Source organism: Maridesulfovibrio bastinii DSM 16055 (genome assembly GCF_000429985.1).
In the GTDB taxonomy this organism is placed as follows: Bacteria; Desulfobacterota; Desulfovibrionia; order Desulfovibrionales; family Desulfovibrionaceae; genus Maridesulfovibrio; species Maridesulfovibrio bastinii.
Genome location: NZ_KE387015.1, coordinates 125,383 through 145,128, shown reverse-complemented (window position 1 = coordinate 145,128; position 19,746 = coordinate 125,383). Strand labels below are relative to the sequence as shown.

Below are 19,746 nucleotides of genomic sequence, written 5' to 3'. Positions count from 1 at the left end.
GGAAGTCATGGCAGACAAAATCAGCACCTCCGTGTGCAACTGCCGGGGGTCTCCCTAAAATTTATCTCGAATTAAATCTCCCGAATAACGAAACGGGACAATAAATCTTTGGAGGATTGAATGTCAAAAAGTCTGTATATAGCCGCCATGGAGTCAAGAAGCGGCAAATCTGCCGTGGTCCTTGGTGTTATGCAGCTTCTACTGACGCGTTTGCGCAAGGTGGCAATTTTCAGGCCGATAATAAATGATAATTTTAAAGGCGAGCGTGATCACGATATTGATCTTATACTCAGGCATTTTAAATTGTCACAGGAATACGAAGATACCTACGCTTACACTCTTTCGGAAGCGATGCGGATGCTTAACGAAGGCAAGCAGTCTCTTCTGCTGGAAAATACTCTGGCAAAATTTAAAGAACTTGAAGAAAAGTATGACTTTGTTCTCTGCGAAGGCACAGATTATCTCGGCGGTGAGGCTGCTCTGGAGTTTGAAATAAATTCCGATATAGTAAGCAATCTCGGCTGCCCTGTGATGACCGTTGTTAACGGCAGACGGTCCGGAGATAATGAAATACGTGAATCTGCTCAGAGAACAGTGGAGGTTTTTGAAGAAAAGGGACTTGATGTTGTCTCAGTCATAGTCAACCGCGCCGGAAAAAATGTTTCGCCTGATCTTGCGGAACAGATAAAAAGTCAGACCCGCAGCCGTAATCCTCTGCTGGTTTATGTTATTCCCGATGACAAGCGGCTTGGCAATCCTTCTATAAAGGATGTTATCAAGTGGCTTGACTGCGAGGTTCTGTATGGTCACGGCAGACTTGATACCCCCATTGATGATTATGTTATTGCGGCCATGCATATTGATAACTTTCTAAAGTATATCAGTGAAGGCAGTCTCATCATAACTCCGGGAGACCGCTCGGATATTGTGCTGTCGAGCCTTGCCTCAAGGCTGTCCGATTCATATCCCGATGTCTCCGGGATTCTGCTCACAGGCGGCATTAAACCTGCGGTCTCACTGCACCGTCTGATAGAAGGCTGGACCGGGGTTCCACTTCCTATTTTGAGTGCTCCGGCCCATACTTATAAAACCGCCCATATCCTTCAGAGTTTACACGGAACCATAGACCCTGAAAACCATCCCAAAATAATGTCCGCCCTCGGTTTATTCGAAACCTGTGTTAATGCGGAAGAGTTGCAGACAGCCCTTGTTTCAAGAGCTTCCACGAGAATAACCCCGTATATGTTTGAGTATAACCTTCTTCAGAAGGCCCGCAGCAGCAAACAGCGTATAGTGCTGCCCGAAGGTGGAAGTGAGCGTATTATTCAGGCGGCTGATATTTTATACAAACGTGATGTTGTCGACCTCACCTTACTTGGAAAGGAAGACTTTATCCGTAAAACGGCTTCTCTGCTAAACGTTGATCTGTCGGGGATAAACATAATAGATCCGGAAAAGTTTCCTCGGCTGGAGGAATATGTTGAGACCTATTATGAAGCAAGAAAGCATAAGGGTATTTTGAAGGAAGATGCCAGAGACAGAATGACTGATCCGACCTATTTCGGAACAATGATGGTTCACAAAGGTGACGCTGACGGAATGGTTTCCGGCTCTGTTACAACCACAGCCCAGACCATACGTCCTGCTTTTGAATTTATCAAAACAAAGCCGGAAGCTTCCATCGTTTCAAGCGTTTTTCTGATGTGCCAGAATGACAGAGTCCTTGTTTACGGAGACTGCGCTGTCAACCCGAATCCGGATGCCGGACAGCTTGCGGAAATAGCGATCAGTTCAGCCGAAACCGCAAGAATATTCGGCGTTGAACCCAAAGTGGCAATGCTTTCATATTCAACCGGTGATTCCGGTGCAGGCAAGGACGTTGATAAGGTTATTGAGGCTACAGCCATACTCAGGAAAAAAGCTCCTGATCTCATGGTTGAAGGACCAATTCAGTATGATGCTGCAATTGACCCTGTTGTTGCTGCTGAAAAGCTGCCGGGGAGTGAGGTTGCAGGACATGCCACCGTGCTTATTTTTCCTGATCTCAATACAGGTAATAATACTTATAAAGCTGTTCAGAGATCGGTTGCCGGTTCAATGGCTATAGGTCCTGTGCTTCAGGGTTTGAACAAGCCGGTGAATGACTTGAGCCGTGGCTGCCTAATCCGGGATATCGTTAATACCGTGGCCATCACCGCTATTCAGGCTCAGGCTGAGAAAGGTAAATGCGATATAGGGACAGATGGACATGTGGGCTGCCTCTAAAAAAAATTATTGAGATAAATATTATTTTTTTTGTATTTTGTCATAATATATTGAAATTTAAGATGTTAATTTTAATATATTAAAATATGAAATTAATGATTGATCTCCGGGTTATTTAATGAAGTTTTGAAATATTATTATTTCATGCGCATTCCCGAGCTTCATTTAGTTGTGTTCATGATGCTTTCAAAATGTGTCCGGGTAGGAAATCTTTGGATGTTATGCTAATAAGATCCACTGCACACCTTCCCAACCAAAATACATGGAGTAAATGTAATGGCTAAAAAAATGAAGACGATGGACGGCAATCAGGCGGCTGCGTACGTGGCATACGCACTAAGTGAGACCGCCGCCATTTATCCTATCACACCGTCATCCCCGATGGCAGAGCTGGCCGATGAATGGGCCACTCAGGGAATGACAAACATTTTCGGGACCAAAATGGAAGTCCGGGAGCTTCAGTCAGAAGGAGGAGCCGCAGGAGCTGTACACGGTTCACTTGCCGCAGGTTCCCTCACTTCGACTTTCACCGCATCTCAGGGACTTCTGCTGATGATTCCGAACATGTATAAAATTGCCGGCGAACTTCTGCCGACAGTTTTTCATGTTTCGGCCAGAGCAATTGCCGGACATGCCCTTTCTATCTTCGGCGATCATCAGGATGTCATGGCCTGCCGTCAGACCGGATTTGCCATGCTGGCATCCAACTCTGTTCAGGAAGCACAGGATTTAGGTCTTGTAGCCCACCTTGCAACTATTGAATCAAGTGTCCCGTTCGTTCATTTCTTTGATGGATTCCGTACCTCTCACGAAATTCAGAAAATTGAGCTTATTGATTATGATGATATGGCTTCCATGATCAATTTCGATAAGATCAGTGAATTCCGTGAAAGAGCTCTCAACCCGGAACATCCGCATACCAGAGGAACCGCTCAGAACCCGGATATCTATTTTCAGGCTATTGAAGCGGCAAATCCTTTCAGGGATGCTGTTCCCGGATATGTTGAAGATGCAATGAAAAAAGTCGGTGATCTCACCGGTCGTAAATATAAGCTCTTTGATTATGTGGGACATCCGGAAGCTGAGAATGTTATCATTGCTATGGGTTCCGGCTGCGAAACAATCGAAGAGTATATCAATACCATGGTTGCTGAGGGCGAAAGAATCGGTCTGGTCAAAATTAGACTTTTCCGTCCTTTCTCTGCTGCACATCTGGGCCGGGCTCTTCCCGCAACTACCCAGATGATAACCGTGCTTGACCGGACCAAGGAAGGCGGAGCCCTCGGTGATCCGCTTTATCTTGAGATCTGCACCGCGCTTAAAGAACTCAACATCTCTCTGCCTGTTGTCGGTGGAAGGTACGGCCTTGGCTCCAAGGAATTTACTCCTGCCATGGCTAAAGCCGTTTACGACAACATGGTCTCGATAGTTCCCAAGAATCATTTCACAGTAGGTATCGAAGATGATGTTACCCGTACTTCTCTTGAAGTTGGTGAGACTATCGATACTTCACCTGAAGGAACTGTTCAGTGCAAGTTCTGGGGCCTCGGCTCAGACGGTACTGTCGGAGCAAACAAGCAGGCCATCAAAATTATCGGTGATAATACTGATATGTATGCGCAGGGATACTTTGCCTACGACTCCAAAAAGTCCGGTGGTATCACTGTTTCCCATCTGCGTTTCGGAACTTCTCCGATCAAATCTACATATCTTGTGGAAATGGCAAACTTCATAGCCTGTCATAATCCCAGTTATGTTACCCAGTATGACCTGCTGGACGGCATCCGTGATAACGGAACCTTCCTGCTTAATACCAGCTGGACTTTAGAAGAGCTCGAAAAAGAGCTTCCAGCCGCACTGCGCCGTGAAATTGCAAGGAAGAACCTTAAGTTCTACACAATTGATGCGGTTAAGATTGCTGCGGAGATAGGCCTTGGAAGACGCATTAACATGATAATGCAGACTGCGTTCTTCAAGCTTGCTAATGTTATTCCTTTTGAACAGGCTGTAGAGCTGCTCAAGGAATCCATCCAGAAGACTTACGGCAAGAAGGGCGAAAAAATCGTCAACATGAATAATGCCGCAGTTGATCAGGCGGAAGCCAACCTCAAGCAAGTTGACTATCCTGATTCATGGGCTGACGCTGAGAGTGAAGCTGCTGAAGCAAATGATGATCCCGCATTCATTACCGAAGTTGTCAGGCCCATGCTTGCACAGAAAGGTGATGATCTTCCGGTAAGTGCTTTTGAACCTGACGGCCGTTTCCCGCAGGGAACTTCCAGATATGAAAAACGCGGCGTTGCCATCAATGTTCCTGAATGGATCGTTGATAACTGCATTCAGTGCAACCAGTGTTCTTTTGTCTGCCCTCACAGTGCTCTGCGCCCGGTTCTCTGTTCTGACGATGAACTTAAAGGTGCTCCTGAAAGTTTCGCCACAGCAGAAGCAAAAGGAAAAGGTTTTGAAGGACTGCATTACCGGATGCAGGTTAATACAATGGATTGTCAGGGTTGTGGAAACTGCGCTGATATCTGCCCGGCCAAAGAGAAAGCTCTGGTCATGAAACCGATTGCTTCTCAGGTAGGTGAACAGGTTCCCAATTTCGAATTCTCTGACGATATCTCTTATAAAGATGATTTAATGTCCCGCACTTCCGTAAAGGGAAGTCAGTTCCATCAGTCTCTCATGGAATTTTCCGGTGCATGTGCCGGATGTGGTGAGACTCCGTATGTAAAAGCCATCACCCAGCTTTTTGGTGAAAGAATGATAATTGCGAATGCAACAGGTTGTTCTTCCATCTGGGGTGCTTCCGCTCCTTCCACCGTTTATTGTGAAAACAAGGATGGACACGGACCGGCATGGGGTAACTCACTCTTTGAGGATGCCGCTGAATATGGATACGGTATGGAAATGGCTATATCCAACCGCCGTGAACGTCTGGTGTTCATGATGCAGAAAGCCATGGAATCTGACATCAGCTCCGAACTGCGTGAAACAATGCAGGAATGGATTGATAACCGGATGGACCCTGATAAATCAAAGGTTGCCGGCGACAAACTGCGTGGCCTGCTGCCTGAACAGTGCTGTCATAATCCTCTGCTTGCCGAGATTTATGAGCTTGAAGACGTCTTTACCAAGAAATCCATCTGGGCTTTCGGTGGTGACGGCTGGGCTTATGATATCGGCTTCGGCGGTCTGGATCATGTTCTTGCTTCCGGCAGAGACATCAATGTCTTTGTCATGGATACAGAAGTATACTCCAACACCGGTGGTCAGTCTTCAAAAGCTACCCCCCTCGGTTCTGTTGCTAAATTCGCAGCAGGTGGAAAGCAGACCGCCAAAAAAGACCTTGGCCGTATGATGATGAGCTATGGCTACATCTATGTTGCCTCTGTTTCCATGGGAGCCAATAAAAATCAGTTTGTTAAAGCTATTCTGGAAGCTGAATCCTACCCTGGACCTTCACTCGTAATAGCTTACGCTCCCTGTATCAATCAGGGAATACGCAAAGGTATGGGGAAAACTCAGCTTGAGAGCAAGCTGGCTGTTGATTGCGGATACTGGCCTCTGTACAGGTTTGACCCTCGCAGAGAGGAAAACGGGGAGAATCCCCTTGTCCTTGAATACAAGGAACCTGATGGAAGCCTTCAGGAATTCCTTACCGGGGAAAACCGTTACGCCATGCTTGAGCGCATGATGCCTGAACAGTCCAAAATTCTGCGTGAAGGAATCGAAAAGAACTGCCAGAAGAGGTATAAACTCCTCAAGCAGCTTTCTGAACTTGATTATTCCTAGCAGCGGTTTCTGACTGAATTAAATGCCCCCGTGCAGGACCACCTGCGCGGGGGTTGTTTTTTTGGGCGTGCAGATTTAAATGTTTGCGCCCGTATTCATAATGTCGGTAATATTTACAGGAGATAGCAGCTATGGCTTCAGCAGAATCGCTCGATTCTAAAGTTGAACGAACTGTGGAACTTATGAAGGATGTGTTGAACAAACACGATCCTCATAAAATTGCGGTTGCGTGGACAGGAGGAAAGGATTCCACGGTTGTCATGGCAATCTGGATTGAAGTTTTGAAAATGGAATCCTTAAAAATGAATCCCAGAGCTTTATCCATCGATACCGGGGTAAAATTTCCTGAAGTACTTTCTTTCAGGGATTCTCTGGCTTCTGACTGGAATATCGATGTTGATATTGTCAGACCGGATATTGATCCTGATGCTTATCCTTATGCCGTTGATGTGCTAAAGTGCTGCCGGGAGCTCAAAGTTGAGCCGCTTATGAAGGCTGTTGAGAAGGGAAAAATAGAAGTGCTGATTTCCGGCATTCGCAGGGACGAACATCCATCACGGCAGAACCGTGATTATCTGGAGAAGCGTGAAGCTCCGGAACATCTGATGCTCAACCCTGTTCTAGACTGGACGGAGATGGATATCTGGTCATTCATAACCATGAATGATCTTCCGTTTTGTGAACTTTATGATCAAGGCTACCGTTCTCTGGGGTGCAGACCGTGTACAGCTAAAAGCGATGCCGGTGGTGAGCGCGAGGGACGAAATTCTGCCAAGGAACAGAAGTTGGAGCTGCTGACTTCATTGGGATACTTCTAAATTTCAGGAAAATAGATGAATATATTTTTTGCGGGTAAGAGTCGGAAAATACACCCTTCATGGGAATGCTTTTTTACTAATGAAAAAATAAATGAGCTGAAAGAGATAGAAAAGAAGCTAGGGTCCAGCTATACTCCTGAAGCTCAAAATATACTCCGTTTTGCTGCAACTGATCTTTACGGGGTAAAAGTTGTCATACTTGGCCAGGACCCCTATCCGCAAAAGGGAACAGCTACAGGGCGTTCTTTTGAAGTCGGCGGAATTTCAAGCTGGCACGATTTGAAACGAAATGCTTCTCTGGTGAATATTTTAAAACTGCTGCATAAAAATTATCTGAAATCTCCTGAAGTCTCTCCCATAAAAAAAATCCGTGAAGATATTGATGCTGGAATTTTTCCGCTTCTTCCCCCTGATAAACTGTTCAGACATTGGGAGGAGGAGGGCGTGCTTATGCTTAATGCCGCTTTGACCTGTGAGATAGATAAACCCGGAAGCCATAAAGATATCTGGTCTGATTTTGTTCGGGATGCTTTGAAATTCACAGCAGAAAACAGCCGGGCAGCCCGCTGGTTCTTATGGGGTAAAAACGCCTGTGATTTTTGCTCTTTTGTATCTGAAGAAAATAAATTCGAAAGTCATCATCCCAGATTATATAACCGCACTCCCGGATCGTTTCTGGCTGAAAATCATTTTGCAAGGGTTCCGGAGGTCAACTGGTTCGGTTCATAAATTCTTCCGCTTTGAGCGGGGGGAGAATAAATCTATTTTTCCCCTCGCCTCTTGTCTATATTCCCTATAATTAAGTAGCTAGATTTTGAGTGGCCCAGATATTCTATTATAACACATTGGTATTGATTTGTTATATATGGACATGTAATGTCACTATTATTTTTAATTGAGGCAGCCAGCAAAAGTTTCAATCTTGGGTGGGTTTATTCTTAACGGGTAACATGGAGGTAATGTCGTGAGTAAGTTTGTCAGTATTTTGGGGATTGTCCTTATCACAGTTTCTTTCAGTTTTTCTGCTGTGGCCGGTTCAGAAGTTGGAGTTGTAAGTACCAGAACCAGTACCGGTAACGTAGTGAACTCCGCAGTCGGCAAAAATAACAAAGCCAAAACATCAATCGGCGGTGTTAGTGTTAGTAATTCCAAGATCGGGGTTGTCAGTACAAGGACAAGAACCGGTAATGTAGTCAACTCAGCCGTTGGTAAAAACAATCAGGCAGAAACCCTGATTGGTAGCACAAGCGTCAGCAATTCCAAGGTTGGAGTTGTCAGCACTGATACCCAGACCGGAAACGTGGTTAATTCTGCTGTAGGTAAGAACAATCAGGCTAAAACCCTGATCGGTAACACCGCTATTAAAAATTCCAAGGTTGGCGTTGTAAGTACCAGAACCAAGACCGGAAACGTAGTAAACTCTGCAGTCGGTAAAAATAACAAGGCACAGACTTTAATCGGCAACGCCGTTGTCAGCAATTCCAAGGTTGGAGTTGTCAGCACTGATACCCAGACAGGAAATGTAGTCAACTCCGCCGTTGGTAAGGGCAATGTCGCTAATACCAGCATCGGTAATGCTTATATCTCCAATTCCAAGGTGGGAGTTGTCAGCACTGATACCCGTACCGGCAATGTAGTCAACTCTGCTGTAGGTAAGGGCAACAGGGCCAATATTAATATCGGCAATATTCATGTAACCGGTTCCAAAGCAGGGGTTATTTCCACCCAGACCAGAACAGGTAATGTTATCAACTCTGCCGTAGGCAAAGGTAACACTGCCGATACTAATATTGGTTCCGTAAATATCAAATAATTATATCCATCCCGCAGCCTGATTTCCGGCTGCGGGAGGAGTTATTATGAGAAAATTTATTTTTTCCATTCTTTTGTTTTTTATAGTTACAGCTTCACTGCCAACTTTTGCTGATGATTATGATGACGGCATTGACCCAGGAGACGGTATACATACTGGTAATAATGACCTGCAAAAGGTCACTAATATGCGGTTTTATAATGCCAAGGTCAGAGCTAAAACATACAGAGTCCGTAAACAGAATAATTCTGACAGCAGTATAGCTCAGAGCAATAGTGGTGGAGGTGTTAATATTGCCAGTCCGACTATAGACGGACCTGTTCATGGAGATGTTATCATTCAGTTGAACACTGATGATATAAATATCCTTCAAGGTAAATAACTGGGATTACATCCGGTTTTTCGTGTTTGATTCAGATCAGAAAAGGAAATGTTAATGAGGAAAATTTTTATAATTTTTATACTGCTTTGTGTTTCTTCATTGGGGGCTTGTTCAGGAGCCAAACACATGCAGGTCAATCTTCCGGAAAAGGCCCCTGAAAAAACCGTAACAAACTATTCCGATGCTTTGCTTAAACTTGGTGAAATGACCGAGATTTTTGATCCCGGTCACACCATATATGTTCAAAGTAAAGATATTGTTGATAAAACAGGTACTTCAATCTCTGGCAAAGCTGGTGAAATTCCGTTTGATATTACTGAAATGACCCAGAGTGCCGTCAACAGTATCGGCGGAAAAATAGGTTTTGTTCCTTATGATCCTTCATATGTGCAGAACCAGCAGGCCTATATTTCCGGCGGACTTACACCTCCTGAAATAGTTATTTCCGGTGCTATCACCGAGTATGACCGTTCTACCGAAGTTACCGGTGACAGCGCGGATTTCGGTGGAGAGTTCGGCGCTGGCGGGGCATTCGGTGCTGATGCCGGATTTTCCAACAAGCTGTCAGTTTCAAGTATTGCCCTTGATATGAACGTAATAGACTTTTCAACCATGGCTATGATTCCTCAGGTTCAGGCCGTAAATACAATTAAAGTTTATAAAGGCGCCAAGGAATCAGACGTAGGATTCAGTATTTTCGGGCAGTCTTTCGGTCTTAAGGGTCTTGTTAAGAAAATTCAGGGAAGGCATGCTGCTGTTCGTACTTTAGTCGAGCTGTGCGTATTGGAATGTATCGGTAAGTTCATGGATATTCCTTACTGGAAATGCGTGGACGGAGCCAACGTTGACAGGACTGTTCTTAGAAACAGAAAAAATCTTTTCAAGAAACAGAATGATCCTAATAGAACATGGTTGATCCAGCGTCTGATGCCTGCTTATGGAATTGAAGGAATCAAACCAAACGGCGTTTACGGTCAGCGCACCAGGCTTGCCATGCAGACCATTGCCGAAGCTTATAAAATCTCAAGGCCTGGTTTAAATACCTCTTTTTATATAGAGCTCTTTAGGAATGCTCCTTTTTTTGAGGAGCCTTCATTTGATGTTGATAAACTTAACTCTAAAATAGCCTCACTGCCTGTTGAAGAGGTTCCGCAGGAGGCTGCTGCTCCGGTTCAGTCTCAGACTCAGGCTCCAGCTCAGGAACAGGCTCCAGCTCAGACTCAGACTCAGGCTCAAGAACAGGCCCCTGCCCAGAGTGCTCAGCCTGCTACCCAGCCAGCGGTAGTCCCGCAGGTCTCGAAAGAGCAGTTGAATGCTGATTATAAGCAGTTTATGGATGCAGGTAAGAGTGCATTTTCTTCAAAGGATTTTGCCACAGCACGCCAGAACTTCATTGAAGCTTCCAAAATTGCTGTTCAACTCAAGGTTGCCGATCCGTTTATTTACCTTGCCTATACCTATCAGGGCCTTGGCAATAACGATAGTTCTGGTAACGTCCTGAAAGTCGGTCTGAAATATCTACCATACAGTATTCCGCTTTACAGGGCATATATCAGGTATCTTATTGGTCTTAATAAGTTTGATGAAGCCGAAGCTTACCTTAATCAGGGTCTCGGTATTGATCCCGAAAGCAAGATTCTGCTTTCACTTAAAGATTACTTGAAAGCAATGCGTAAATAAGATTGTCTCTACCAGTTTATTATGGCCGGGCATTTTTTGTTCGGCCTTTTCTTATACGAATTGCATATCTCTGCCTCCAACATTCCCTTGTTGGCTATCTTCATTATATATATTATGGTCGCGCAAATTTGATGTTTTCAAGATTATGTCCGTGTATATGGCGGGCTTTATTTTTTGATATAATTCAACGGTAAAAACGTTTTTAACGCTGGTGAACAATGATAAAAAGAAGAAAAACCCGTGAAATAAAAATCGGGAATGTCGGAATCGGCGGAGATAATCCTGTCAGGGTTCAATCCATGTGCAATACCGATACCCGCAATGTCGACGCAACCGTCGCCCAGATAAACGAACTAGCTGGTGCCGGCTGCGAAATAGTGCGTATTGCCGTTCCAGACACTGCTGCGGCAGCGGTTCTTTCCGATATTCACGAACAGGCTAAAGTCCCGCTTGTTGCTGACATTCATTTTGATTACAGGCTGGCTCTTGCAGCTGTAGAAGCAGGGATTGAAGGTCTTAGAATCAATCCCGGTAATATCGGCGGCCCTAAAAAGGTGGATGCTGTTGTCTCTGCTGCACTGGAACATGGGGTGCCTATCCGTATCGGTGTAAACGGCGGTTCTCTGGAAAAGTCGCTGCTGTCAAAGTATGGCGGTCCTACACCCGAAGCTATGGTTGAAAGTGCTCTTGGGCACGTTGATATGCTTGAAAAGCGTGGTTTCAGCGATATTAAAATTTCGCTTAAGTCTTCTTCGGTTTTAAATACTGTAGCCGCCTACCGGCTGCTGGCTGAAAAAGTTGACTACCCCCAGCATATAGGCATAACCGAAGCCGGAACTCTGGTCCGTGGAACAGTTAAATCTTCCGTCGGCCTTGGTATCCTGCTCTGGGAAGGACTTGGAGATACCATGCGCGTTTCTCTGACTCATGATCCTGTTGTTGAAGTCGGTGTGGCATGGGAGATTCTGAGATCTCTTGGACTGCGTGAACGCGGACCTGAAATTGTCTCCTGCCCGACTTGCGGACGCACTGAGATTGATCTCATCGGACTTGCGCAGCAAGTTGAAGAAGAATTGCGCGGAATAGAAGATGTTTTTACAGTTGCGGTCATGGGTTGCGTTGTGAACGGTCCCGGTGAAGCAAAAGAAGCTGATATAGGAATTGCAGGCGGTAAGGATCTGGGAATTATATTCCGCAAAGGTGAAGTTTTACGCAAAGTTCATGGCAATGAGAATTTACTGCCCGAATTTATGAAAGAAATAGAAAAGTTTTTAGAAGAAAAGAGAGGAAAATAGATGCGTCTGAGCCGTTATTACATCCCGACTCTGAAAGAAGATCCCGCCGAGGCGGAAGTTGTTTCTCACAAGCTGCTGATGCGTGCGGGAATGATCCGCAAACTTACAAGCGGTATCTACAACTATCTCCCTCTGGGGCTCAAGTCGCTTAATAAAGTGGCGGGTATTATACGCGAAGAAATGAACAAGGCCGGAGCCGTTGAGGTCCTGCTTCCAATGGTTCAGCCCGGCGATCTCTGGAAGGAATCCGGACGCTGGGACTATTACGGCAAGGAACTGCTGCGCATAAGTGACAGACACAGCCGTGACTACTGCCTCGGACCTACACACGAAGAAGTCATGACTGATCTTATTCGCGGTGAAGTTAAGTCTTATAAGCAGCTGCCTATTAATCTTTATCAGATTCAGACTAAATTCCGTGATGAAATCAGACCCCGCTTTGGACTCATGCGCGGCCGTGAATTTGTAATGAAAGACGGTTACTCCTACGATAAAGATGAGGCCGGTGCTGAAGAATCATACCGCATAATGTTTAATGCATATAAAAAATCATTCGAACGTATCGGTTTGCGTTTTCGTGCTGTTCAGGCTGATTCCGGTGCTATCGGTGGTAACTTCTCTCATGAATTTCATGTTCTTGCCGATACAGGCGAAGATACAATTGCCGTCTGCTCCAATGAAAAATGTGGTTATGCGGCAAACCTTGAAAAGGCCGCAGTACACGCTCCCAATGGTGAATGTGCCTGCAATGCCGAGTGTGCTCCGGTAGAAGAAGTTGCCACACCGGGCAAACATACCGTTGAAGAAGTCTGTGAATTTATGGGTATTACGGCTGATAAGCTGGTCAAAACCCTGCTTTTTGAAGTTGACGGTGAGCCTGTTGCAGCCCTGATTCGTGGTGACCGTGAACTTAATGATACTAAATTACGTAATCTGGTCGGCGGAAATGAAATTAATTTTGCTTCCGAAGAACAGGTTCGCGAGTGGACTGGAGCTCCTGTCGGTTTTGCCGGTCCTGTCGGTCTTAAAATTGAAAGAATTTTTGCGGACCACGAACTTTGTGTTTCAACTGACTGGGTTGCCGGTGCCAATAAAGGGGATACCCATATCAAGCATCTCTCACTCGGTAGAGATTGTAAGATTGAGAAGTTCGCAGATCTGCGTGTCATTACCGAAAATGACCCCTGCCCTGAGTGTGGAGCTTCCATAGAACTGACCAAGGGTATTGAAGTCGGTCATGTCTTCAAGCTGGGAACCAAATATACGGAAGCAATGGAAGCTACTTTCCTTGATGAAAACGGAAAAAGCAAACCTATGGTAATGGGATGCTATGGTATTGGAGTTTCCAGAATTGTTGCTTCTGCAATAGAGCAGAACAATGATGAAAATGGGGCTGTGTTCCCGCCGTCTATCGCTCCTTTTGAGGTCTGCCTGATTTCACTCGGTGGCAAAGATGAGGCTGTTAATGAAAAAGCCGGCGAACTGTATGAAACTCTGCTCGAAATGGGCGTTGATGTTGCTTATGATGATCGTAAGGAACGTCCCGGCGTCAAGTTTGCTGAAGCTGACCTGATTGGATATCCCATGCAGATTGTTCTTGGTGGTAAAGGTCTCAAGAACGGAATTGTGGAAGCCAAGAACCGCAAGAGCGGTGAAAAAATTGAGCTTCCGCTGGAAGGATTTTCAGAGGCTTTTTCCGCATGGCGCGCCGACATCTGGCATTCATGGGGGCTTGCTCTTTAAGCCTCGCTTAGTAAAATAAATGGATAACATTATATAAAAATAAGGGCCTGACATATCTCAAAACATGTCAGGCCCTTTGTTTTCAGCAGAAATGAATTACTGATTCCATTTTTTTAATTGCTAACCAGCTCGGTTAACGGTGATTTTAACTTAGTTATTGAACTACAGGCCGGTTGAGCTTACCCTGTCGTACCATGAAAATATTTTCTGTCAGTGACATAACCCGAGCAGTCAAGGATGTTCTTGAGACCGAGTTCCCTTTCGTCTGGATAAAAGGGCAGGTTACCAATTTGTCCAGACCGGCTTCAGGTCATATCTATTTCACGCTGACCGATGGTGATGCCGGTATAAATGTGGTCTGGTTCAAAGGAAATCAGGCCCAGTCCTCAGGCAGTGAAGAAAGCAGAGTCAATCCCCTTACAGGTGAAGTTGAAACAGGGAATCCGCTTGTTCTGGAAGACGGCATGGAGGTCCTTTGTGCCGGTCATATCAATGTTTACCCGCCAAGGGGAGTTTATCAGCTCATAGTGGAGCTGGTACAGGAGCAGGGCGTAGGTGACCTGCGTCTGGCTTTTGAAGCCATGAAAAAAAATCTGGCTGAACGGGGATATTTTGATGAAGACCGTAAAATGGAGTTACCTCGCTCTCCGGGCAGAGTTGCTGTTGTCACAGCGAAAACGGGAGCGGCAATTCACGATTTTCTTCGCATTGCTGATGAACGGGGAACAGGGACCGAAATAAGAATTTATCCAAGCCTTGTTCAAGGTGACCGTGCTCCCGAGCAGATCGCCTCAGCAATTGACCTTGCCTGCGATGATGGCTGGGCGGATGTTCTGGTTCTCATTCGAGGTGGTGGGTCTCTGGAAGATTTATGGGCCTTCAATACTGAAAAAGTTGCTGAAGCGTTGTATAGGGCTACTATTCCCGTTGTCTGCGGAGTCGGACACGAAGTTGATGTTTCCATTGCTGATTATGTTGCAGACAAAAGAGTTGCAACGCCGAGCCATGCCGCACAGCTTCTATGGCCCAGACGGCAGGTGCTGATGCAGTCTGTTGATGAGATGGAATTTCGGCTGGTTAAAGAGTTTAAAAATTTTATTGAGACCCGTAGTTCAAGGTTTGAATCCTTGAAAAAAGGTTTGATGTGGCTTTCACCAGTCCAGCGCATGGAAAGGCTGGGGGCTGCCTTTGATACCGAATTGATGAGACTGCAAAGTGCTTTTAAAATCGGGATGGCCCGCAAAGAATCTGAGCTGGAAAGGCTTAGAGAAAGATTGTCTCTTTCTTTTGGTCCCGGCAGCATCGACGCGCTCTCATCTTCTGTAGAGCTTTTTGAGAATCGTCTTTTGATGGCAATGGATCACCGCATGCTGAAAAGTGAAAACAGTTTGAATTCGTTGTCGGAATCATTGCGGCTTCTTGATCCTGAAAAACCTCTGGAGCGTGGTTACAGTCTGGTCCGCATTGAAAAAAGTGGAAAATTCCTGCGTGATCCGGATGAAGTTGATAACGGGGAAATGTTGGCTATCAGAGTGCGTTCCGGAGAAGTTCGCGCCAGAGTTAAGAAAAATGAATAATATTTTTGTTTAAGTAATTTGCCAAATTTAATTCATTAAAATATGGTTTTGACAATTTAGTTTTCTCTTTATTAAAAAAATAGGGCCGGATTTGTACGGCTAAAAAAGATGGATGAATTTTATGTTTTTAAAGCGTCTTAGTAATGTGTTTGTTTTTGCCCTTATGCTTGGCCTTCTTTTCAGTGCTTCTGTTGCGGAAGCAGCAATTACACTTGCCTGCCCGAAAGCTGTTCCGCTAGGACAGGCTTTTCTGGTTCGCGTTACCTCAACAGATCCTGTCAGTAGTGTGAGCATAGGCTGGATGTCTGGAGAATTCTCTCCTGAAGTCTCCAAATGGAATGGCAGAGATGTTGCTGTCGAAATGTTAGGGACAGATGTTCTCAGTGATAAACCGGGAAAGAAAAAAGTTGTTATAAAAGTTACCGCAGCGGGAAAAGAGCAGGAGTTTAAAAGGACAATAAGAATTGTTGCCAAAAAATATCCGGTTCAGAAGCTGACACTGCCTAAGAAAATGGTAACCCCACCAACTGAAGTTTATACTAAAATCAAACAGGACCGCAAAGAATCCGGTAAAGCTCTCTCGACCTATAGTACCAGCAGAGAATGGTTTCTTCCATTTGAGCGTCCTGTGGCAGGGTCTCTGTCAAGTACCTACGGCCTGCGTAGAATTTTAAATGGTAAGCCTAAGAATCCTCATCGAGGTCTTGATTTCAGGGGAGCCAAAGGAACTCCGGTAAAAGCTGTTGCCGGTGGAAAGGTTCTTTTAGCCAGAAAACATTATTATGCTGGTAATTCCTTATACATAGATCATGGAAACGGGGTCATTTCGTTATATTTCCATCTTTCCGAATTCGATGTTAAGGAAGGCGACACGGTTGAGCGGGGACAGGTTGTGGGCAGGATAGGCTCTACTGGTAGAGTCACTGGCCCTCACCTTCACTTGAGTATAAGTGTGAACGGAAAGCTTGTTGACCCGAAACCATTGCTTGAAAAGAATGCGGACGCCCTTCTGGGAGCAGCCGGTTAATTGCGGCTTATAAAATTCTTTAGGGGTCTTAAGTCTGGCCCGGAGTCTGATTATGCAGGAAGACAATAGAAGTTTTGAGGAAAGACTGGAAAGGCTTAAAGAGATAGTGACCGGTCTTGAGCGCGGAGACCTGCCTCTTGAAGATGGTGTTTCTCTGTTCAAAGAAGGTCTTGAACTGGCAAGAGGATGCTCTGTTCAGCTGGAAAATGCCAGAAATGAAGTTAAAGTTGTCAGCGATGGTTTGCTGAAAGACTTTGAAGATATAGATGATGAAAGTGAGGAATCCGTAGATGACGATTAAGGAAAAACTCGCGGTGCATGCCGCCGAAGTTGAGGAATATCTGGGAATATGCCTTAAGGACAGAAATATTCCTGAGACTCTTCTTGAGTCCATGGAATACAGCCTTATGGCCGGTGGTAAAAGGTTGCGTCCTGTTCTGGTTCTGGTCTGGGCAAAAATGCTCGGTCTGGAGTCGAAAGAGGTCATGCCCTTCGCCGCAAGTCTTGAGCTTATTCATTCTTATTCACTGGTACATGATGACCTTCCGGCAATGGATGACGATGATCTGCGCCGTGGTAAACCGTCCAATCATAAAAAATTCGGTGAAGCCACAGCTATTCTTGCCGGTGACGGATTGCTGACAGAAGCTTTCGGGCTTATGACCAGAGCTGCTGTTCCTGCTGAAAATGTTTTGCGCGCTATTTCCATTATGGCCGAAGCCGCCGGTGCTGCCGGTATGGTCGGAGGTCAGGAAGTGGATATGGAATATACAGGAAGGGATGGAGTCAGTCTTGAAGAATTGCGCGCTATGCACGCAATGAAGACTGGAGCCCTGATTTATTCTTCATGTAAATGCGGAGCTGTCCTTGCTTCAAAAGGCAGTGATGCTGAAAAGCATGTCAGCTGTGCTGAAGAGTACGGCAGGCTTATAGGTGTTGCTTTTCAGATCGTTGATGATGTCCTTGACGTTATCGGAGATGAAGCAGCTCTTGGTAAACCTGTCGGAAGTGATGAAGAACAGGGCAAAACGACTTATCCCAGCCTCATCGGACTTGAAGAAAGTAAAAAGCTTGCTTCCGGATATGTTGAAGATGCTGTTAAGCTTCTTGAGCCTTATTCCGGGGATGAAGCTGACTTTCTCCGTGAGCTTGCCAGGTATATTGTAGATAGAGTTTATTAATCATAATAACCAGCGCCTTAGCCGGAAATATGCGTTGGTCATTTATGTTAGAACATAAGTTAACACTGTTAACTTATGCAATGGATGAGTCTTGGGCTGTACTGAAACGGACTGTTATGGCAATAAGTCCGCTTTAATACATTTTACTATTTTGCCTTTGGCGAAGCAGCGGGCCCGGCTGTATAGGGGGACTATGAAAAAAGTTGAAAGTTTTTGCGGGAATGAAGACTTCCCGATTCTTAAAAATATAAAACATCCTTCTGAAATAGCTTCCATGGATAATGAGAAGCTGACGAAGCTGGCCAAAGAAATCAGGGATTGCATCATCACCACTGTTTCCAAAGGCGGAGGCCATCTGGCTCCCAGCCTCGGAGTTGTGGAGCTTACTCTTGCTCTTTATTCCTGCTTTGATTTTCAACAGGATAGACTTGTCTGGGATGTTGGTCATCAGGCTTATGCCCACAAACTGCTTACCGGAAGATTCGATAAATTCCATACTCTTCGCCAGAAGGGTGGAATCAGCGGATTTCCCCGTATGGCTGAAAGTTGCTGGGACCATTTTGGAGTGGGACATTCCAGCACTTCAATTTCAGCTGTTCTCGGTATGGCGGTCGGCTCATCACTTGAAGACAGCCACCGTAACTGTATAGCTGTAATCGGTGACGGATCGATGACCGCCGGTGAAGCATTTGAGGGACTGAATCAGGCTGGTGATTTTGGCAAGAAAATGGTTGTTGTCTTAAATGATAACGAAATGTCCATTTCATCCAACGTAGGAGCACTATCGTCTTTTCTCAGCCGTAAACTTTCCCATCCCGGACTGACCCGATTTAAAAAAGATATTGAAGGAATTTTAAAACAGATTCCTAAAATTGGTGATGATCTGGCTATGTATGCCAAACGCACTGAAGATTCCTTCAAAAGTTTCTTTACTCCGGGAATGTTGTTTGAAGCATTGCATTTCACCTACCTTGGCCCTATCGACGGTCATAACGTTGATGCTCTTAAAGATGTCTTTGAGCAGGTCAAGAAAATGGAGACTCCATGTCTGGTTCATGTCCTGACAAAGAAAGGTAAGGGCTATGCTCCGGCAGAAGAAAATCCGACCCATTTCCACGGTGTTGGAAGCTTTGTTCCTGAGACTGGGCGTGCTGCGAAATTTAAGGGCGGTCTGCCGTCATATACTAAAATTTTTGGTGACATCCTCTGTCAGCTGGCAGAAGAAGATAAAAAGATTTTTGCCATTACCGCCGCTATGCCTGAAGGGACCGGTACAGACTGTTTTAGAAACCGTTTTCCTGAAAGATTTGTCGATGTCGGTATCTGTGAGCAGCATGCTGTAACATTTGCAGCAGGGCTGGCTACAATGGGCTTCAAGCCGGCAGTGGCAATTTATTCAACCTTCCTGCAGCGGTCTTATGATCAGGTCGTTCATGACGTCTGTCTACAGAATCTCAATGTGAACTTTTTCCTTGATCGCGGCGGCCTTGTGGGGGCTGACGGTGCAACCCATCACGGCGTTTTTGATATATCCTTTTTGAGGCATATTCCGAATATGGTTTATATGACTCCGAAAGATGAAGCTGAATTATCCAGAATGATCGCCACCGCTTTTGATTATAACGGTCCGGTTGCTGTCCGCTATCCCCGTGGAGTGGGAATAGGTGCTATTCTGGAGCGTCATCCTTCGGTGATTCCTTTAGGTGAGGGTGAGCTTTTGCGTGATGGATTTGACGCAGCTATAATTGCTCTCGGTTCCAGAGTCTGGCCTGCTGTAGAAGCAGTGGAAGAGATAGATGAGGAAACTGGTAAGGCTGTGGCTGTGTATAACGCCAGATTCGTCAAACCTCTTCCTGAAGAAGGACTGAAGGACATCTTTAAGCGCTTTAAAAATATTGTGATAGTTGAAGAGAATGTCAAAGCAGGTGGATTCGGCTCAGCCATCCTTGAATTTGCTGTGGAGAATAATCTGCTTAACGGCCATAATTTAAAGATGCTGGGAATACCGGATCAGTTTGTGGAGCATGGAACTCAACAGGAACTCCGCGAAGAACTTGGCATTGATAAGAATGGCATGAAGAAAGCTCTTAAGGAAATTATGAATCTAAAATAGCTTTCAGTATAATATCTCTTTAAATAATTAAAAAATAAAAACCTCTCCGATTTTTTT

Annotated in this window: 14 protein-coding genes; all 14 read left to right on the top strand. The window is 45.3% G+C overall.

From position 1 onward, the window contains the following. Window positions 1-120 precede the first annotated feature (120 nt). The 14 genes from pta to dxs all read left to right on the top strand — a co-directional run bounded on the left by pta (window position 121) and on the right by dxs (window position 19,689). Window positions 121-2,265, top strand: a complete 2,145-nt coding sequence (gene pta / locus G496_RS20200; protein ID WP_051295122.1) for a phosphate acetyltransferase — start codon at window positions 121-123, stop codon at window positions 2,263-2,265. A gap of 276 nt (window positions 2,266-2,541) precedes the next feature. Then, window positions 2,542-6,060: a pyruvate:ferredoxin (flavodoxin) oxidoreductase gene (gene nifJ / locus G496_RS0116780; RefSeq protein WP_027180285.1), complete on the top strand. Its 3,519-nt coding sequence runs from the start codon at window positions 2,542-2,544 to the stop codon at window positions 6,058-6,060. Between the two features lie 131 nt (window positions 6,061-6,191). Next, window positions 6,192-6,878: a phosphoadenosine phosphosulfate reductase family protein gene (locus tag G496_RS0116775; protein ID WP_034633713.1), complete on the top strand. Its 687-nt coding sequence runs from the start codon at window positions 6,192-6,194 to the stop codon at window positions 6,876-6,878. A 15-nt stretch (window positions 6,879-6,893) separates the two neighbouring features. Then, entirely contained in the window at window positions 6,894-7,607 is a 714-nt protein-coding gene (locus G496_RS0116770) for a uracil-DNA glycosylase (protein WP_027180283.1), read from the top strand. Between the two features lie 235 nt (window positions 7,608-7,842). Next, window positions 7,843-8,691, top strand: coding sequence for a hypothetical protein (locus G496_RS0116765; protein WP_027180282.1), 849 nt, complete (start codon window positions 7,843-7,845; stop codon window positions 8,689-8,691). Between the two features lie 46 nt (window positions 8,692-8,737). Then, window positions 8,738-9,073 (top strand): hypothetical protein, encoded by a 336-nt coding sequence (locus tag G496_RS0116760; protein ID WP_027180281.1) that lies wholly within the window; start codon window positions 8,738-8,740, stop codon window positions 9,071-9,073. 54 nt (window positions 9,074-9,127) lie between these two features. Further along, window positions 9,128-10,753, top strand: coding sequence for a tetratricopeptide repeat protein (locus G496_RS20755; RefSeq protein ID WP_156900688.1), 1,626 nt, complete (start codon window positions 9,128-9,130; stop codon window positions 10,751-10,753). Between the two features lie 218 nt (window positions 10,754-10,971). Further along, entirely contained in the window at window positions 10,972-12,048 is a 1,077-nt protein-coding gene (ispG, locus tag G496_RS0116745; protein ID WP_034633712.1) for a flavodoxin-dependent (E)-4-hydroxy-3-methylbut-2-enyl-diphosphate synthase, read from the top strand. Then, complete coding sequence (locus tag G496_RS0116740) at window positions 12,049-13,791, top strand: proline--tRNA ligase (protein ID WP_027180279.1); 1,743 nt, start codon at window positions 12,049-12,051, stop codon at window positions 13,789-13,791. Between the two features lie 194 nt (window positions 13,792-13,985). Then, complete coding sequence (gene xseA / locus G496_RS0116735) at window positions 13,986-15,368, top strand: exodeoxyribonuclease VII large subunit (protein ID WP_027180278.1); 1,383 nt, start codon at window positions 13,986-13,988, stop codon at window positions 15,366-15,368. Between the two features lie 121 nt (window positions 15,369-15,489). Beyond that, entirely contained in the window at window positions 15,490-16,395 is a 906-nt protein-coding gene (locus G496_RS0116730; RefSeq protein ID WP_034633711.1) for a M23 family metallopeptidase, read from the top strand. 52 nt (window positions 16,396-16,447) lie between these two features. After that, window positions 16,448-16,696 (top strand): exodeoxyribonuclease VII small subunit, encoded by a 249-nt coding sequence (gene xseB, locus G496_RS0116725; RefSeq protein ID WP_027180276.1) that lies wholly within the window; start codon window positions 16,448-16,450, stop codon window positions 16,694-16,696. After that, window positions 16,686-17,576, top strand: coding sequence for a polyprenyl synthetase family protein (locus G496_RS0116720; RefSeq protein WP_027180275.1), 891 nt, complete (start codon window positions 16,686-16,688; stop codon window positions 17,574-17,576). Before xseB ends, G496_RS0116720 begins: the two co-directional genes overlap by 11 nt. Window positions 17,577-17,769: 193 nt before the next feature. Continuing rightward, window positions 17,770-19,689, top strand: coding sequence for a 1-deoxy-D-xylulose-5-phosphate synthase (gene dxs / locus G496_RS20190; protein WP_034633710.1), 1,920 nt, complete (start codon window positions 17,770-17,772; stop codon window positions 19,687-19,689). The last annotated feature ends 57 nt before the right edge of the window (window positions 19,690-19,746 follow it).

Bases quoted from the DNA above. Each gene is read 5' to 3' on its own strand.
- xseB (WP_027180276.1), top strand. From the start codon at position 16,448: ATGCAGGAAGACAATAGAAGTTTTGAGGAAAGACTGGAAAGGCTTAAA.
- xseA (WP_027180278.1), top strand. From the start codon at position 13,986: ATGAAAATATTTTCTGTCAGTGACATAACCCGAGCAGTCAAGGATGTT.
- G496_RS0116760 (WP_027180281.1), top strand. From the start codon at position 8,738: ATGAGAAAATTTATTTTTTCCATTCTTTTGTTTTTTATAGTTACAGCT.
- dxs (WP_034633710.1), top strand. From the start codon at position 17,770: ATGAAAAAAGTTGAAAGTTTTTGCGGGAATGAAGACTTCCCGATTCTT.
- G496_RS0116720 (WP_027180275.1), top strand. From the start codon at position 16,686: ATGACGATTAAGGAAAAACTCGCGGTGCATGCCGCCGAAGTTGAGGAA.
- G496_RS20755 (WP_156900688.1), top strand. From the start codon at position 9,128: ATGAGGAAAATTTTTATAATTTTTATACTGCTTTGTGTTTCTTCATTG.
- nifJ (WP_027180285.1), top strand. From the start codon at position 2,542: ATGGCTAAAAAAATGAAGACGATGGACGGCAATCAGGCGGCTGCGTAC.
- G496_RS0116740 (WP_027180279.1), top strand. From the start codon at position 12,049: ATGCGTCTGAGCCGTTATTACATCCCGACTCTGAAAGAAGATCCCGCC.
- G496_RS0116775 (WP_034633713.1), top strand. From the start codon at position 6,192: ATGGCTTCAGCAGAATCGCTCGATTCTAAAGTTGAACGAACTGTGGAA.
- G496_RS0116770 (WP_027180283.1), top strand. From the start codon at position 6,894: ATGAATATATTTTTTGCGGGTAAGAGTCGGAAAATACACCCTTCATGG.
- G496_RS0116730 (WP_034633711.1), top strand. From the start codon at position 15,490: ATGTTTTTAAAGCGTCTTAGTAATGTGTTTGTTTTTGCCCTTATGCTT.
- pta (WP_051295122.1), top strand. From the start codon at position 121: ATGTCAAAAAGTCTGTATATAGCCGCCATGGAGTCAAGAAGCGGCAAA.
- ispG (WP_034633712.1), top strand. From the start codon at position 10,972: ATGATAAAAAGAAGAAAAACCCGTGAAATAAAAATCGGGAATGTCGGA.